This is a genomic window from Halomonas sp. 11-S5 (assembly GCF_029889825.1).
Classification (GTDB): Bacteria; Pseudomonadota; Gammaproteobacteria; order Pseudomonadales; family Halomonadaceae; genus Halomonas.
On the sequence record NZ_JARANW010000010.1, the window covers coordinates 38,138 to 54,008 of the forward strand.

General features: G+C 65.2%; 18 protein-coding genes. 11 read left to right on the top strand and 7 right to left on the bottom strand.

Translation table 11 applies throughout. From position 1 onward, the window contains the following. Positions 1 to 53 precede the first annotated feature (53 nt). The 3 genes from OP497_RS09225 to OP497_RS09235 are packed head-to-tail and all read left to right on the top strand — an operon-like array spanning position 54 to position 3,647. Complete coding sequence (locus OP497_RS09225; protein WP_280547911.1) at positions 54 to 1,286, top strand: ABC transporter substrate-binding protein; 1,233 nt, start codon at positions 54 to 56, stop codon at positions 1,284 to 1,286. 49 nt (positions 1,287 to 1,335) lie between these two features. After that, entirely contained in the window at positions 1,336 to 3,015 is a 1,680-nt protein-coding gene (locus OP497_RS09230; protein ID WP_280547971.1) for an ABC transporter permease subunit, read from the top strand. Next, positions 3,012 to 3,647: an ATP-binding cassette domain-containing protein gene (locus OP497_RS09235; RefSeq protein ID WP_280547912.1), complete on the top strand. Its 636-nt coding sequence runs from the start codon at positions 3,012 to 3,014 to the stop codon at positions 3,645 to 3,647. The genes OP497_RS09230 and OP497_RS09235 overlap by 4 nt, the downstream gene beginning before the upstream one ends. 28 nt (positions 3,648 to 3,675) lie before the next feature. Here OP497_RS09235 and OP497_RS09240 read toward each other — a convergent pair whose 3' ends face one another. Beyond that, positions 3,676 to 4,410 carry a YiiX/YebB-like N1pC/P60 family cysteine hydrolase gene (locus OP497_RS09240; RefSeq protein WP_280547913.1) on the bottom strand — a complete coding sequence of 245 codons (735 nt, stop codon included), beginning with the start codon at positions 4,408 to 4,410 and terminating at the stop codon, positions 3,676 to 3,678. 298 nt (positions 4,411 to 4,708) lie between these two features. Here OP497_RS09240 and OP497_RS09245 point away from each other — a divergent pair, with 298 nt between their 5' ends. The 4 genes from OP497_RS09245 (at position 4,709) to OP497_RS09260 (ending at position 7,196) form a co-directional block, all read left to right on the top strand. After that, positions 4,709 to 5,401: a TIGR04283 family arsenosugar biosynthesis glycosyltransferase gene (locus tag OP497_RS09245; RefSeq protein ID WP_280547914.1), complete on the top strand. Its 693-nt coding sequence runs from the start codon at positions 4,709 to 4,711 to the stop codon at positions 5,399 to 5,401. After that, a complete protein-coding gene (locus tag OP497_RS09250; protein WP_280547915.1) occupies positions 5,391 to 6,038 on the top strand; it encodes a TIGR04282 family arsenosugar biosynthesis glycosyltransferase in 648 nt (215 codons plus the stop codon). The genes OP497_RS09245 and OP497_RS09250 overlap by 11 nt, the downstream gene beginning before the upstream one ends. Positions 6,039 to 6,417: 379 nt before the next feature. Continuing rightward, a complete protein-coding gene (locus OP497_RS09255; protein ID WP_280547916.1) occupies positions 6,418 to 6,996 on the top strand; it encodes a sigma-70 family RNA polymerase sigma factor in 579 nt (192 codons plus the stop codon). 2 nt (positions 6,997 to 6,998) lie between these two features. Further along, positions 6,999 to 7,196: a zf-HC2 domain-containing protein gene (locus OP497_RS09260; protein WP_280547972.1), complete on the top strand. Its 198-nt coding sequence runs from the start codon at positions 6,999 to 7,001 to the stop codon at positions 7,194 to 7,196. Positions 7,197 to 7,225: 29 nt separating this feature from the next. On the opposite strand, the gene OP497_RS09265 is transcribed toward OP497_RS09260, so the two are convergent. Beyond that, positions 7,226 to 7,684: a DUF302 domain-containing protein gene (locus OP497_RS09265; protein ID WP_280547917.1), complete on the bottom strand. Its 459-nt coding sequence runs from the start codon at positions 7,682 to 7,684 to the stop codon at positions 7,226 to 7,228. Between the two features lie 184 nt (positions 7,685 to 7,868). Between OP497_RS09265 and OP497_RS09270 the strand changes: the two genes are divergently transcribed. Beyond that, positions 7,869 to 8,534 (top strand): DUF3047 domain-containing protein, encoded by a 666-nt coding sequence (locus tag OP497_RS09270; RefSeq protein WP_280547918.1) that lies wholly within the window; start codon positions 7,869 to 7,871, stop codon positions 8,532 to 8,534. Between the two features lie 44 nt (positions 8,535 to 8,578). Here the strand turns inward: OP497_RS09270 and OP497_RS09275 are convergent, their stop codons facing one another. The 5 genes from OP497_RS09275 to OP497_RS09295 form a co-directional block, all read right to left on the bottom strand. Next, complete coding sequence (locus OP497_RS09275) at positions 8,579 to 9,031, bottom strand: DoxX family protein (RefSeq protein ID WP_280547919.1); 453 nt, start codon at positions 9,029 to 9,031, stop codon at positions 8,579 to 8,581. A gap of 293 nt (positions 9,032 to 9,324) precedes the next feature. Next, positions 9,325 to 9,810, bottom strand: coding sequence for a DUF302 domain-containing protein (locus OP497_RS09280; protein WP_280547920.1), 486 nt, complete (start codon positions 9,808 to 9,810; stop codon positions 9,325 to 9,327). Continuing rightward, on the bottom strand, positions 9,810 to 10,394 hold the full coding sequence (locus OP497_RS09285) for a DinB family protein (protein WP_280547921.1): 585 nt from the start codon (positions 10,392 to 10,394) through the stop codon (positions 9,810 to 9,812). The genes OP497_RS09280 and OP497_RS09285 overlap by 1 nt, the downstream gene beginning before the upstream one ends. 138 nt (positions 10,395 to 10,532) lie before the next feature. Continuing rightward, on the bottom strand, positions 10,533 to 10,808 hold the full coding sequence (locus OP497_RS09290; RefSeq protein ID WP_280547922.1) for a hypothetical protein: 276 nt from the start codon (positions 10,806 to 10,808) through the stop codon (positions 10,533 to 10,535). 124 nt (positions 10,809 to 10,932) lie between these two features. Further along, positions 10,933 to 13,314: a PqqD family peptide modification chaperone gene (locus tag OP497_RS09295; protein WP_280547923.1), complete on the bottom strand. Its 2,382-nt coding sequence runs from the start codon at positions 13,312 to 13,314 to the stop codon at positions 10,933 to 10,935. 157 nt (positions 13,315 to 13,471) lie between these two features. Between OP497_RS09295 and OP497_RS09300 the strand changes: the two genes are divergently transcribed. The 3 genes from OP497_RS09300 to OP497_RS09310 all read left to right on the top strand — a co-directional run bounded on the left by OP497_RS09300 (position 13,472) and on the right by OP497_RS09310 (position 15,830). After that, positions 13,472 to 14,062, top strand: coding sequence for a TetR/AcrR family transcriptional regulator (locus OP497_RS09300; RefSeq protein ID WP_280547924.1), 591 nt, complete (start codon positions 13,472 to 13,474; stop codon positions 14,060 to 14,062). A gap of 86 nt (positions 14,063 to 14,148) precedes the next feature. Then, positions 14,149 to 14,718 (top strand): carboxymuconolactone decarboxylase family protein, encoded by a 570-nt coding sequence (locus tag OP497_RS09305; protein WP_280547925.1) that lies wholly within the window; start codon positions 14,149 to 14,151, stop codon positions 14,716 to 14,718. 152 nt (positions 14,719 to 14,870) lie between these two features. Continuing rightward, positions 14,871 to 15,830, top strand: coding sequence for a sulfurtransferase (locus tag OP497_RS09310; protein WP_280547926.1), 960 nt, complete (start codon positions 14,871 to 14,873; stop codon positions 15,828 to 15,830). The last annotated feature ends 41 nt before the right edge of the window (positions 15,831 to 15,871 follow it).

Genomic DNA, 15,871 nt, shown 5'->3' on the forward strand with positions numbered 1-15,871 from the left:
ATCACCGAGCGTATTCCACCCCAACATTGCCCATCACCAGAGAGGAACCCTAGATGCCGATTCGCCTGTTGGCTGCCGCCACGCCCATCGCCCTCCTGCTCTCCGGTCCTGTCGCCGCGGGCCCCGATCCAACCGACTGGGAGGCGGTGCTCGACGAGGCCCGAGGCCAGACGGTCTACTGGTATGCCTGGGCGGGTGAACAGCGCACCAACGACTATATCGATTGGGTGGCCGGGCGGGTCGAGGAGCAGTTCGATATCGAACTCACCCATGTCAAGATCGGCGACACCGCCGAGGCGGTCTCCCGGGTACTGGCCGAGAAACAGGCCGGCAACCATGGCCAGGGAAATGTCGACCTGATCTGGATCAACGGCGAGAACTTCGCCACCATGAAGGCCAACGACCTGCTGTTCGGTCCCTTCGCCGAGTCGCTGCCGAACTTCGCGCTCACCCACCCCGAGCACAACCCCGAGGTCGTCACCGACTTCACCCTGCCCACCGAGGGCTACGAATCCCCCTGGGGACGGTCGCAGATCACCTTCTACTATGATAGCAACGAGCTCCGCGGGGATAACCAGCAGGTGGCGGCGCCTCCACAAGACATGTCTGCCCTGCTGGAATGGGCCGCGGCCAACCCCGGACGCTTCACCTATCCGCGGATCCCCGATTTCACCGGCAGCACCTTCCTCAAGCAGGCCCTGATCGAGCTGAGCGACGAGGACAAGGCCCTCTATGCGCCGGTCGAGGAGAGCGACTTCGCGGCCGTCACCGCCCCGCTGTGGGACTACCTGGACGCGCTACACCCTCACCTGTGGCGCAGCGGACGGCAGTTCCCCGCCACCGGACACGAGATGCGCAGCCTGATGGGTGACGGTGAATTGTCGCTGGCCTTCACCTTTACGCCCTCCGAGCCGGCGGCGGCAGTCGCCGACTTCGAACTGCCGGAAAGCACCCGCAGTTATGTGCCGCAAGGCGGTACCCTGGGCAACGTGCACTTCGTGGCCATTCCCTTCAACTCGCCCCACAAGGCCGGTGCCCTGGTGATCGCCGACTTCCTGCTCTCGCCAAAGGCCCAGGCCCACAAGCAGGACCTCGACGTCTGGGGGGATCGCACCGTGCTCGACGTGGCGCGTCTCGATGACGACAGCCGGGCCCTGTTCTCCCTGGACGAGCGCAACCCGGCAATGCTGCCGCCCGGCGCCTTGCAGCGCACGCTGCCCGAGCCGCATCCCAGCTGGATGACAGCTCTGGAGGACGCCTGGAAAGCCCGCTACATCGGCAACTGATGGCGAGGCACCACGCCCCGACCACTCCCGCAACGAGGCGCGCTCGATGATGCTGCGCCTGGCTCCGGTACTGATCGTGCTGCTACTGGTCGCGCCGATCCTGGCCGGCCTGGGCATGGTCTTGCTGCCGGCCTTCGGCTACCTGCCGGCGCTGGGCGGGGAGAGCCTGACGCTCGCCCCCTGGCAGGCCCTGTTTGCCGAGCCAGGCATCTGGCGCTCGGTTACCATCAGCCTCGCCAGCGGACTGCTCGCCACCGCCATCTCGCTGGCAGTGGTCTTGCTCTACCTGGCCGCCGCGACCGGCAGCCGGCTCGACCGTTGGATCCGGCGACTGGTCTCGCCACTACTCTCCATTCCCCATGCCGCCGCGGCCTTCGGCCTGGCCTTCCTGATCTCCCCCTCGGGGCTGGTCGCACGTCTCGCCTCGCCGGGGCTGACCGGCTGGGAGCGCCCGCCGGACCTGCTGATCGTCCACGATCCCTGGGGGCTGTCGCTCATCGCGGGGCTGGTCATCAAGGAGATTCCCTTCCTGCTGCTGATGAGCCTGGCGGCCCTGCCTCAGCTCGATCCCGAACGGCGAATCGCCATGGCCCGCTCACTGGGCTACCGCCCGACCCTGGCCTGGTGGAAAGTCGTCGCGCCATCGCTCTATCCGCTGATCCGCTTGCCGGTCTACGCGGTGATCGCCTACGCCTCGTCGGTGGTGGATGTAGCGATGATCCTCGGCCCCACCCTGCCCCCTACACTTGCCGTGTCGATACTTACCTGGTTCAGCGACCCAGATCTCGACAAGCGCTTCCTGGCCTCGGCCGGCGCGATCCTGCAACTCGGCGTCACCGCCGCGGCACTGGCGATCTGGTGGGGACTGGAGCGGGCCGCAAAGCGGCTGATGGGTCTCTGGATCGAACGCGGCGAACGGCATCGGGGCGAGACGTGCCTGCATCTCGCCGGCAAGCTGTGGATCCTGCTGGCCACGGTGATCGCCTTCGTCGGCATCGCCGGCCTGGCGATCCACTCGGTGGCCGGCTTCTGGCGCTTCCCCGAGGCCCTGCCGGAAAGCTTTACCGCCGCCCACTGGGCCCGGGTCCTGCCCTCACTTGCCGGGCCGGTCGCCTCGACGGCGCTGATCGCCCTGTGTGCGACGCTGCTCGCCATGGCCCTGGCCCTAGCGGCACTCGAACACGAGCAGCGCAGCCGCCGGCCCCCCTCTCGGGCCCTGTGGCTGCTCTACCTGCCGCTGATCGTGCCACAGGTCGCCTTCCTGTTCGGCCTGGTGGTAGTGATGGAGCAGCTCGGCATGCGACCGACCCATGCACTGGTCGCCTTCGGCCACCTACTGTTCGTGCTGCCCTACGTGTTCCTCTCGCTCTCCGAGGCCTACCGGCGCTTCGATCCACGCTGGTCGCGGCTGGCCCTGACGCTCGGGGCCTCGCGCAACGGGGCCTTCTGGCGGATACGCCTGCCGATGCTGCTGGCACCGATCCTCACCGCCCTGGCCGTGGGGCTGGCGGTCAGCATCGGCCAGTACCTGCCCACCCAGCTGCTGGGGGCAGGACGCATCACCACCGTCACCACCGAGGCGGTCTCGCTGGCTGCCGGCGGTAACCGTCATGTCATCGGCGTCTGGGCACTGGTCCAGGCCTGCCTGCCCCTGGCAGGCTTCATCATCGCCATCGGCCTGCCCAGATTGCTATGGTCGCGGCGACGCGGCATGCAGGGAGCTCCATGAACGCCACCCATCGCCTCGAACTTCGTGACATCTGCCTCCAGCTGGGCGACCAGGTCCTGGTGGAGCTGGATGCCGAGATCGCTCCCGGTGAGGTCCTCACCGTCATGGGGCCTTCCGGTTCGGGCAAGTCGACCCTGCTCGCCTACCTCGCCGGCTTCCTCGCTCCTGCGTTCCAGGCTCGCGGCCGGGTGATGCTCGACGGCCGCGACATCAGCGGCCTGCCGGCCGAACGGCGCGGCATCGGCCTGCTGTTCCAGGACCCGCTGCTCTTTCCCCACTTGTCGGTGGGCGGCAACCTGCGCTTCGGCATGCCCGGGGCCAGCGCCGACAAGGCCGCGCGGGTCGAGCAGGCCCTGGCAAACATCGGCCTTGCCGGCTTCGGTGCGCGCGACCCGGCCACCCTTTCCGGCGGCCAGAAGGCCCGGGTGGCGCTGATGCGCCTGCTGCTGTCGGCCCCCTGTGCGGTACTACTCGACGAACCCTTCTCGAGGCTCGACACCCATCTGCGTCACGAGATGCGCCGGCTGGTGTTCGACCGCCTGCGCGAGGCCGGCTTGCCCAGCCTGCTGGTCACCCACGACGCTGAAGACGCCGAGGATGCCGGTGGGCGAGTGATCGAGCTGTCTCACTGAGCCTCTGGGCCCCTGACCCAAGACGGGCTCAGGCTGGTTCCTGCCAGTGCAGCTTGTGGGGGTCGAACCCCCCTATCAGCGCGGGCTTGACGACCTCGAACCAGGGGGAAAGATCGAAATCCCGCGGGGTGAACAGCGTATAGTGGCGACGCTGGAATACACTCGCCTCGCCCGCAATGGGGATCGGCAGGATCGGATAGCGAATCGACTGGAAGGCCTCGGCGATCAGGGTCGAACAGATGGCCCGGGTCGGATCACCGCTACCCAGCCCGAGCATGCGTCGCCGCCAGGGGGTGGGTATGGGGGGCAAGGGCAGCAGGTAACGGGCCAGGTCGAGGATGTTGCGCAGGTCATAGCGGTGGCCCACGCGCCCACAGGCAAAGGCGATCAGTCGTTCGAGGTCCTCACGACCCAGGCCAACCGGCCGGCAGATGCGCAGCGGATAGCCCTCGAATTCCTCGAACCCCACCACCCGCACCCCCTCCGCCAGATCTGCCTCGACAAAAACGCCGCCCTGGGGCGAGGCGGCTACCCCGGGACAGCTGTTATCGCCGACATAGAGGGCGGCATGGGACCAGGTGGACTGCGTCAGGTACTTGATCACCGTGCTGATCCTCGAGGAGCCCTCGACCAGCAGGACATCACCAGGCTCGAGACATGACCGGACACCCTCGTCGACGGGCAACAGGGGGCGGTGCCAGGGCCTGGGACAAGACAACCAGCATCCGAGCCCATAACCGCAGCGCTCAAGCATGTTGGACATTGATGGATCCCTCCGGCGACTCAGGAGATGGATAACGCCAGGGCCATGGCCGGTGACGCTGAGAGCAGTAACGCGGTCAGTGTCACCAGGATGCTGCGCGCCCCTTTCATCGCTATCCCCCTCCGCACCGGCGGACTCATTGACCAATACCGCCAGCCTATCGGCGCCTCTGCGTTTCTGTCGTATCGTCAAAGGACGCCTTACAGGCCCGACAGCCACCGCCATATTGTAAGGCTGAGATGGATGATCCGACCCAAGGCATCACCGCACCGATATGCGCATCAGGAGGACCGTCGGCATGACGGACATACCGAGGCTCAGCATCATCATTCCGACACTGGATGAAGCGGCCACCATCGAGGAGCTGCTGACCCGACTGACGCCATGGGAGGCCGACGGCGTAGAGGTAGTGGTCGTAGACGGGGGTAGCCTCGACGATACGGTGGCCCGGGCACGCCCTCTGGCATCAACAGTGATCGTCCGAGCGCCCGGCCGAGCCCGTCAGATGAATGCCGGGGCTGGCGAGGCCCGCGGACATCACCTGCTGTTCCTGCATGCTGACACGCGACTCCCCCCGCGCGCCGACCTGTCGGTCGAGACGGCCCTGTCAGGCCAATGCGTGTGGGGCCGATTCGATGTCCGTCTGGAAGGGAGGCATCCGCTGCTGCCGGTCATCGCCGGCGCCATGAACCTGCGCTCGCGTCTGACGGACATCGCCACCGGCGACCAGGGGCTGTTCATGACCCGCGAGGCCTTTGTCGCCGCGGGTGGCTTTCCCGACCAGCCGCTGATGGAGGACATCGAGATGTCGCGGCGACTCAAGCGGCAATCGCCACCGACCTGTTTGACGGAGAAGGTGACCAGCAGTGGCCGGCGCTGGGACCAACAGGGCGCCTGGACCACCATCCGCCTGATGTGGCGACTGCGCTGGTGCTACTGGCGAGGCGCGGCGGCGGATGACCTGGCCCGGGCGTATCACCATGTCCGCTGACGCTCACGGCTCCTTTCCCTTAGCGATACTGACCAAGGCACCGATTCCCGGACAGGTGAAGACGCGTCTGATGCCGGTCCTGGGCGCCGAGGGCGCCTGTCGGCTGCACGAGCGACTGCTGCGCCATGCGGTGGCTACGGCCCTTGCGGCGACCTCGCCGCAGTACATCACCCTTTGGACGGCACTGGATCACGCCCATCCCATGTTCCGGGAACTAGCCGATCGGCATGGCCTGAGGCTTCGCGCCCAGCCAGAAGGCGACCTGGGGGAGCGCATATACGTGGCCCTGCAGGCCATGGACGCACCGGGAGTGCTGATCGGCAGCGACTGTCCCGCGCTTACCCCGCCCCTGCTCTGGCGTTGCCAGGCGGCCCTGACGGACGCCGATGCCGTCTTCCTGCCGGTCGAGGATGGCGGCTATGCGCTGGTCGGGGTCCGACGGAACGACCGCCGCCTCTTCACTGCCATCGACTGGGGCACGAACCGCGTCATGGCACAGACGCGCGACCGCACCGATGGGCTGGGCTGGCAGCTGGCCTGCCCCGCCCGGCTCTGGGATGTGGACCGGCCCGAGGACCTTGACCGACTGTCGAATCATCTCGACCTGATCACGGTGCCGGGAGGCTGTTGCCGATGACATGGCCTTCCCGACCCATACATCGGTGTGGCAGTGCGCCTTGATATCGCCTCATGTCTCCCCTGCAGATCGAGATGACATTCCTGTCAAGAGTGGGCAAACCTCATCAAAAAAACCAGCAAATCCATCGCAATCTTCTTGCCAAAACGCCGCCCTTCCCGCATCAAGTTTCGGAGACGATACACAGATAAATCATCAGACTTTCTGATATCACTGATATCGTAGACGCTATAATTCCTGTCGATAACCCTGAGCATCCTGTAAGGAAAGTCTGGCTTGAACGACTCAATCGAGAGACCCTATACCCTGGCTGATACCAACTGCTAGACTTTGCCTGAATCTGGTCCAAGCATCGGCACAGGGAACGAGGGTCTCTTAGATGAACGGAAAAGAAGATAGATTACAAAGACTTACGGCTGTCAGGCCACGTCTGGTCTCCTTTGCTCTCATGCACTTGCGTGATCGGAGCCAGGCCGAGGATGCCGTACAGGAGGCCATGATGTCCGCCATCGAAAAGAATGAAAGCTTCGCTGGGCGATCCGGCTACGAGACCTGGGTCTTCGGCATCCTCAAGTACAAGATCCTCGACGCCATGCGCGTCCAGAAACGTCATAGAAGATGGCAGCCTCTCGAGGATGAGGACGATGACGACGCCATCGACCGGCAATTCCAGCAGAATGGCCGCTGGCAGGAGAGTGCTCGCCCCTCCAGCTGGGGAGAACCCGAGGCAGCCTTCGAGACCGAAAACTTCTGGCAGGTCTTCGATGCCTGCATGATCGCCCTGCCGGACAACGCCGCTAGGGTATTTTCCCTGCGCGAGCTGATGGGGCTCTCCACCGACGATATCTGCCGGGAGCTGGACATCAAGGAAAACAACTGCTGGGTGATACTGCATCGCGCCCGGCTGCGACTCAGGGCCTGCATCGAGAAGGGCTGGCTGAAGGAGGAAACGGCATGATGATGTGCAAGGAGGCGACCCGGCTTATGTCCCTCAGGCAGGACCGCCCTCTCACCTTCCAGGAACGGGTGTCCCTGAGGTTACACCTTTCCATGTGCGGCGCCTGTAGAGAATGCGACAGACAGTTCACGCTGCTTCATGAGGCCGGCAGGCGATTCGGCCCGGAACATGACGCCGAGCAGGACGATGACGGACACTGAAGGCCTGCCACTCCTTCACAGCCGTGATCTCACTGGCCTACGGCAGCGTTTGCCACGCCCTCTAGTACACCGGCGACCTTGTCCAGTGGCAGGTCGCACTCCTCCAGGGAGTGGCGCTCGGCCAGGTAGTGTGGCGAATTCCACTCTAGCCTGACGCCCTCGTCGGTCTCCCGTACTACTATCTTCTGGGGCAGGTCCAGCGCCATGCTTCCTTGGCACTGCATCATCGGCGTACCCACCTGCGGATTGCCGAAGATGAAGGTACGGGTCGCCGGCAACGAGAGCCCCACGCCCTCCGCATTAGCGGTGTGATCGACAACGGTCATCAGGGTCAGTCCCTTGTCCTCGATAGCCTCACGAAGCCGCTCCTCGACACGCTGGATATCGTCGCTCGACTGCAGGTGCATCACCCCGTGCTCTTCCGCCTGCACTACCAGCGGTATAACCATGAACATAGCCATGGCCGTCCCAGTCAGCGTCTTGCGCATGGTATCTCCTCCCTCTGTCCAGCGAATATCCTGTCAGGATGGCCAAGACCCCAGCACAAGGCAAGAAACCCGGGCCTGAGGGATCAGGTCCGGGGTGTTCGCTCCCGTTGGACCACTGCATCCTTAAGAACGATTCGACGTAAAACACCCCCTATCCACGGCAATGAATGGAGTAATCTACCCGATGAGCCGATCCCTTATCCCCTGGTGTCTGATGACATTGACGACCCTGGTGGCAGAACCTGTCATCGCAGCGGGTGACCTGACGTTCTCGCCGGACGATATACTCGCCTGGCCGACACGCAGCTTCGAGGGCGAGACCGAGTACCGGGTCATCGCGCGGGAGGGCATGCGACTCCTCCAGGCCAGCGCCCGGCAACAGGCCTCGGCGAAATACCTGGAACGCGAGGTCGACCTTATCGAGACGCCCTACCTGCAGTGGTGCTGGCAGGTATCGGGGATTCATGAGGGTCTCGATGAGACACAAAAGTCAGGGGACGACTACCCTGCCAGGGTCTATGTGGCCCGCAAGACGGGGCTGCTCCCCTGGCAGGTCGAGTCGGTGAACTATGTGTGGGCCTCGAGCCAGCCAGCAGGATCGGACTGGCCCAATGCCTTTACCTCACGCGCCCAGCTGATGGCCCTGCAGAGTGGCGAGGCCCGCGTAGGAGAATGGGTGGCGGAAGTGCGGGATATCCGCGAGGACTATCAGCGACTCTTCGGGAGCCGCCCGGACCACATCAATGGCCTCGCCCTCATGAGCGATGGCGACAATGCCGGGGTGGATGCCACGGCCTGGTTCACCCACTTGGCCTTCTCCGCGAGTCCCGAGCCGCCCGACTGTCCCTGAACCCGGACGGCGATACTCGACCAATGGCCGGGTATCGCCACTCATCAGCTACAGTGACGACGTGCTTCCCAGCTGACCGGGCCCGGGCGCTGCCTGGCGGCATCCAGGGACAGCCGATCCTCTTCACGGAAGGCCATCGCCAAGAGACTCGCGGCGAAGATGATCAAGGAGGGGTAGAACAAGGCATTGGTACCCTCAAGGTACCATCCCCAGGGATCAATGACCGAGGCACTGACGGCTACCAGCGACGCACCGTTCAGTAGCAGCTGCAGCGGATAGGTCCAGCGGCGTGCCAGACCGATGACGACCAGCAGGCCAACCAGCATTTGGCCGGCACCCGCTAGTGGCAGCAGGGCCTCGACCGATAGAAATCCGAAATAGAAGTTGTCGACAATGGCCTGGCTGTAATCGGTATTGACGATCTTGTTCACCCCCCAGACCAGCAACAATCCGCCCAGTGATACCCTTAACAACAGCAGGCTCAACGTCTTAGTCATCTTTCCTCCTCGATACTCCATGGTGGATTCCACGTTCCTGACATGACACGCCGCCACTCGGTCGCCGGGATCGGTATGTCCTTACGCAAAGAAGTCGGACGGACCGGGGCAAGCGTCCGATCGTCCTGGCTCGGGGTCAGGAGATGAAAATGCGATGGCGCAATTACCGCTGAAGGATATGGCCGACTCGCCGGCATGACCGTCCCGGAGGAGCGGCCGCAGTTGACCAAACGGGGGTGGGGGTTGTTGCGACGGGTCAGCGCCTCAAGTGCCTGAGGTGACGCTCGATGCAGTCACTCCGATTCCTCGGTGGCACGCTTTGCAATGGCAGCGAACAGGGTGTCGAGCTCGCGGCCCACTGTTTCCAGTTCCTCGCCGGCCGTGTCCACGTAGGGTTCGAGCAAGTGAGTCGGTGTCTTCCAGGAGAGGGTGGCACTGCCGTCGTCATTTTCGGTGACATAGAAGCGCATGGGGGCTTCGATCATCGCCGGGACGCTCAGCCGCAGGATCCGAACCGCATAGTCGTTGCGAAACACGCCGACGACCCGGTTGCCGGGGATGGTGATCCCCCGGTTCGCAGCGGCCACGGTGGGCCCTGCCTCGGTGACCACGAACATGCCCTCGGCCTCGACCGCCTCCTGCAGAGCCTCCAGCAGGTTGTCGTAGGAAAGCGAGGTGGGCGTGACCTGCCAGCCCTGGTCGGGCCAACGGGGTTCGGCACTCACGGGGGCCGCCACGACCAGCACCAGCAGCCAGGTCGCCAGTATCATGCGCATCATCAGGCACTCCTCCGCGAAAGTGGTGAGAGCGGCACCTGCTCCTCAGACGCCCGCTGCCAGTGTCGAAGCGTAGAGGGATGCACCCCGAAGGTCTCGGGCAGGTGGATACCCGACTGCTCGGCCAGCAGGGCAATGATCGCCATGTGATGAATGCTGTGACTGGTCAGGAAGGCAAGCTCTCGGTCCAGGCTTGACGCCAGGGAGAGCCTCTCCTCATCCAGGGGATAGGCCAGGGTCAGCGCGGCCGACGACGGCTCGCCGCCCAGCACCGACAGCCTTGACTCGATGCCGACCAGATGACTCGCCGCTTGCTGCGGCCATTGCTCGAGGGCCTCGTCGCGTCGGCGCTGTTCGTAGTCGATGACCTCCCCTCCTCGGTCGAGCCCCTCGAGGAGGGCATCGTAATGATCGATGATGTGACGCACATGCTTGCCCAGGGTGTGGCGCCCGTGTTCGCCGAACGCCTGCTGATAGATGTCGGGTGAAAGGGACCCGACCATGTCCTTCAGCTGGGCAAGGGTCAGCCGGTTTTCCTCGACGAGACGCGCGGTGTCGGGAGACGGCCGGGAGTGGCGTGATGTCATGACGGGGTGTCCTGTGAGTTCCGCTTTGGGTTACGTTATGGGTTACGTTATGGGATCGCTGTGAGGCGGCAGAGGGGAAGAAACCAGACCGCCACCGTGGTGACGGACCTGGTTTCCCGCTGGTAGGGAAGGAAGGGCTCACCCCTCCCCTTCGCCCTCACCTTCTGCTTCACCCTCGCCTTCCGCTTCGCCTTCTGCTTCACCTTCGGCCTCGGCGCCACCTTCGGCGTGGGCCTCGGCAAGCATCAGGGGAGCCTCCTGGCCATTGGTATAGCTCAGATCGGGGGACGTCTCGCTGGCCACGGCCTGGAACGCAGCGCCGCTGGCGACCAAGGCGAGCGCCGGCGCCGTGTAGCCCAGCTGACGGCTGAGGCGACTCAGCAGGCTACGGCGCTTTTCGTCTTGCAGTGTCATAATCATGATCTCCTTGATACAGATTGGGCGACATGCCGGACATGTCGTGTTGTCTTGACGCCGGCCAGGGGCCGACATCTTCATCGGTGATGCCGGAAGGCATCACCGTATGCTCGTGCTCCTGTCATCGTCTCGCCATGGCGAGACGATCGACCGAAGGGGTGGGGTCTACCCGCGTATCCAGCCATTGGATCAGTGACGCGGCATCCGGCGCATCTGGCCCCGCCCTCACCGCACTCAAGACCAGGGTGGAGAGCCAGTCGCCTAGAACCGTCACGCTCTGGGCATCCAGCGCCTGGCCATCAACGGTCAGGCAATTCGGCAGCAGATCGCCAAGCACCTCCAGCATGGCAACCGGGGCAAGAGCCTGGTCGGCAGACGTCTTGGCCGGCAGCAGCATACCGCGGAGAGCCACGGTAGCGGGCAACCCGCTCGAGGCTCCGGCGACGCCCGGCAGGGGAAAGTCCAGGGGGTCGGCGATGCTCGGATCCGAGAGGTCCAGCCGTACGCCGCGCGTCAACATACCGCCCGATGCTTCCCGCAGCCGCTGCAGCAGGGCGCGGCTCTCCTCCCCATCGGGGAGCAGGCAGAGCACCCCGCAGCCCTGCGGTGTGACCAACAGGGCCGCGTCGACCACCGGGCGGCCGGGCATCGTGGCCTGGCGAATCAGGTGCGATGTCAATACCGGACCCAGCTGCGCAAGCGTTAGCCGCGATGCCAACAGCCGGTCATCGGTGGCCAGGGCATAGCCGCCGGACTCCTGCAGTACCGCCAGCCGCGGCAGCCGGCGCGCCGCCTCGGCGTCAAGCGGCGAGAGCCGCTCGCCGAACCATGTCGCCAACCGCGCCATGGCAGGGCCACTGGCCACGTCCAGGGCCCAGTCCAGTTGGAGCCTCATGGCCCGCCCCGTCAGTGAGAGTGGCGCCTGGTCAGGGACCTCACGCGCCTCCGGCGACGCTACCGGCGTGGTGCCTTGCTGACAGAGCAGGCCGGCACGGCACCAGTCGCGCAGGGTGTTCCACACATCGTCCCGCAGCGCCGAGATCTGTGCCGGTGCTCCCGCCTCGGAGGTGGCGCGCGCCAGCTCTTCGGCGATGGCATCGGGGTCCAGCCCCTCGGTCGCCAGCAGCCAGGTCAGGGAGGCCGTGTCGTTGGGCCGGTAGTAGCGACCACTGCGCGTGTCATAGAGGGCGAGACGCTCCTCGTCGACCAGTTCCGCCACGTGGCGCCGCTGCAACCGTAGGGGCGGCAGGGGTCGCCCCGTCAGGGCCTCGGCCAGCCGGAGATCGGCCGGGGTGGGCAAGGCGAAGTAGGGCAGGTAGCGCTCGGGGTCCACGGCCGGCAACAGCCACAGGAAGCCGCCGGCGCGTGCCTGCTCGGCCTCTGCCTCGGCGACCAGCTGCGGGGTGACATCCGGTTCCTGAGCGGCAGTGCCGGCCTCGGACAGGGCCCGTCCGGGGAGATCGACCAGCGCGACCATGTCATGCACCAGCCCGCCCTTGACGGCCTCCTCGACGCGACCCCCCGTCTCCGGGTCGGCACAGATGCCCAGCGAGGGGCTAAGGTTGCACTCCAGGATCCACGGTTTGAGGGAGTCGTCCACCAGGCAGTCGAGTCCCAGCAGCTCGTAGCAGCCACGGGGATCAGCGCCGGCCTCGGCGGTGCGAGCGCGCATGGCGTCCACGGCGGAGATCACAGTGAGCGCCACCAGGTCCTCGATGCGCGCGAAGAGGGCCTCGTCGTCGTGCCCCTGATCTCTCAACCAGGCCCGGTATCGCTCCAGGTCGATAAACTCCACCGGCACCTCGGCGTGGCTGTTCAGGGCATTGATGTCCGGGTTGGTGAGCTGGCTGTAGGGGTTGTCGGCATCCTCGGGATCCCAGGGCTCCGAGGCCAGCTTGGCGAAGCCCTGGCGATAGAGATAGACGCGCAGCGGCGAAAGCGAGGTGATCAGCACATAGAGCCGCAGGACATATTTGTGGCCGCGAATGGTATGGGGATTGGCCACATACTCCTGTACCAGCCAGTCCCGCGCGAGAGGCGCCTCGGCGACATCCTGCAGCACCCGCACGCCCTTACCCTTGGAGGCATTGGTGGGCTTGAGGATCCAGCGCTGCCCGGGGTCGGCCTGGGCGGCCTCCTGCAGCGCATGGTAGTCACCGGGCATCACGTAGGCTCGGGGAAAGAACGCCAGCCGCCGGACAAGCTCGTGATCCGCCCCATGGCTCTCCCGCATGCGCTCGCGAAGGGTGGCGAGGCTGTCATGGAGTCGGCTCTTGACGGTGAGCGCCGCATTGCCCGGGAAGTGGTTCATCTTGCGCGTCGGCGAGACACGCCGGAACTGTGCAGCATCCGGCATGCCGGTGATCCAGCCGGCGTCCCAGTCGTGCTCGTCGCCGAGCTGCCAGCCCAGGGGTTCCAGGGCCTCACGGAAGAACCGGTCCTGCTCGGCAGCGCGCTTACCGCCCAGCCAGAAGCGCCTTGTCGGCGAATGCTGCTCCGTCATGCTCGGGATCTCCTGTCGGCCATGGTAATCGTGCGACTGTTGATTATGGTATCTGGTTGCTTTGTCGACGCCGCGACTCGCTCCTTACAGCGATAGCAAGTGGAGTGAGATCTGTCGCCCCTTGAATTATGGAACGATCGATACTAAATTGGCTGACATGACACGAGGACGCCCCATCGCATTCAGCCCGGACGAGGCTGCCAACGCCGCCATGCAGGTCTTCTGGGCACGAGGCTACGAGAGCGCCTCGACCCGGGACCTGCTGGAGGCCATGCGCCTATCTCGCAGCAGCCTCTATCAGGCCTTCGGCAACAAGGAACAGCTGTTCCTCGAATCCCTGAGGCGCTACCGTGAGTCCCTGGTGGGCAGTCTGGGTCGCCGCCTTGAGGCGGCATCTTCGGCCATGGCCTTCCTGGCGGCCCTGTTCCGCGAGACGGCACAGGAAGCCGGCAGTGATCGCGCTGCCCTAGGCTGCCTGATCTTCAACTCCGCCAGCGAGCTGGGCCAGCACGATGGTCTGCCCTCGCAGCATGCCCGCCAGAGCATCGCCGCCATCACGGCACTCTTCCAGCAGGCAGTGATGCGGGGCCAGGTGGAGGGTGACATCGCCCCGGAACGGGATGCAGCAGCTCTGGCCAGCTACCTGACGATGAGCATGGCCGGGCTCAGGACCCTCTTGAAGAGCGGGGCGGACACCGAGCAGGCCGGACAGGCGGTAGAACTGCTCCTGGACGCCCTGCGACGCTGATGACTACTTTTTCTCGCCATTTGTGGAACGATCGATCCATAAATGGCGCAATGGCAGCACCCACGACCACGAAGGAGGCACATACCATGTCCGCCGACTATCAGATGCAACTTCCCCCCCAGACCCTCGACAACGCCGATGCCAAGGCGAAGCCGCTGCTCGAGCAGGCCAACGCCAAGCTGGGCTTCGTGCCCAACATGTATGAGGGCATGGCCAAGGCACCGGGCGTGCTGGACACCTACCTGCACGGCTATGATCTGTTCCGCAATGACTCAGGCTTCGCACCGCCCGAGCAGGAGGTGGTCTTCCTGACCATCAGCCGCCTCAACGGCTGCGGCTACTGCATGTCCGCCCACAGCATGCTGGCCGACAAGATGTCCCAGGTCCCTGCCGACGTGCTGGAAGCGATCCGCAACGGCCAGCCGATTCCGGACGAACGCCTGGCGGCCCTCGCCGAGTTCACCCGGGTCATGTTCGAGACCCGGGGCATGCCCGGCGAGGCAGACGTCAAGGTGTTCCTGGATGCCGGCTTCGAGGAGCAGCAGGTGCTGCAGATCGTGCTGGCCCTGGCGGTCAAGACGCTCTCCAACTATGCCAACCACGTCAACCACCCGGAACTCGACGAGGCCTTCGCCGGCCATGCCTGGAAGGGCTGAGCGTATTCCCCTCACATCGGCGCCGGAGATAACGGCGCCGTTTTTTTATGCACCAATGGAATAATTTCGTCAGAAAGGGTTCTTGCCACCAGATTGCCCTGCCGGAAGGGCACGCCTAGCATCGTGTCATCCCTGATGATGGAGGACGCCCCATGAAACGTACCCTGTTAATGGCCGCCGGCACCCTGGTCCTGGCTGGTCCGGCCCATGCCCTGCACCCCGCTCCGCTGGTCGAGGCCGAGTGGCTCGACCAGCAGTTGGGCAGCGACGACCTGGTAGTACTTGACGTCCGCTCCGCCATCGATGACGGCGGCGACCGGGCGAGCTTCGAGGCGGCTCGCATCCCCGGCAGCCGTTACAGCAGCTATACCAATGCCGGCTGGCGCGAGGACCGCGACGGCGTCGCCGGCCTGATGCCCGCGGTGGATGACCTCGAGGAACTCATCGGTGGCCTGGGCATCGACAACAATGACACCGTGGTCGTCGTCCCGGCCGGCACCGGCCCCACCGACTTCGGCAGTGCCGCCCGCATCTACTGGACCTTTAAGGCGCTGGGGCACGATGAAGTGACGATCCTCAACGGTGGCTTCGCCGGCTGGGACCAGCAGGGCTTCGAGGTCACCAGCGGCACGGCGAGCGACCCCGAGGCGGTCGATTTCTCGGCCACGCTGCAGGAGCGGCTGCTGGCCACCACCGAGGAGGTGGAAGCGGCACGTGACGCCGACGAGACGACGCTGGTGGATGCCCGGCCGCCGGCCTTCTACAGGGGCGAGACCCAGTCACCCGCCGCCCGCGTGCCGGGCACCATCCCCGGCTCGGTGAACCTGCCCCATGATGGCAGCATCGAGGAGCACGACGGGGCCTACTACCTGCAGCCAGAATCGCTGAAGGCCCGCATCGACGAACTCGACCTAGACCACGAGGCACCCACCGTGGCCTTCTGCAACACCGGCCACTGGGCCGCCAGCGGCTGGTTCCAGCTCAGCGAAATCGGTGGGCTGGAGAACGTCACCATGTACGACGGCTCCATGGCCGCCTGGACCCGTGACGACGATCACCTGGTGCAGCTGGCCGACCGGGGCACCGTCAGCGTCGGCGAGCTGGCCGAGTAGTCTTGCCGCCTGAAGCCCCTACCACAACGCCCCGCGGCCGA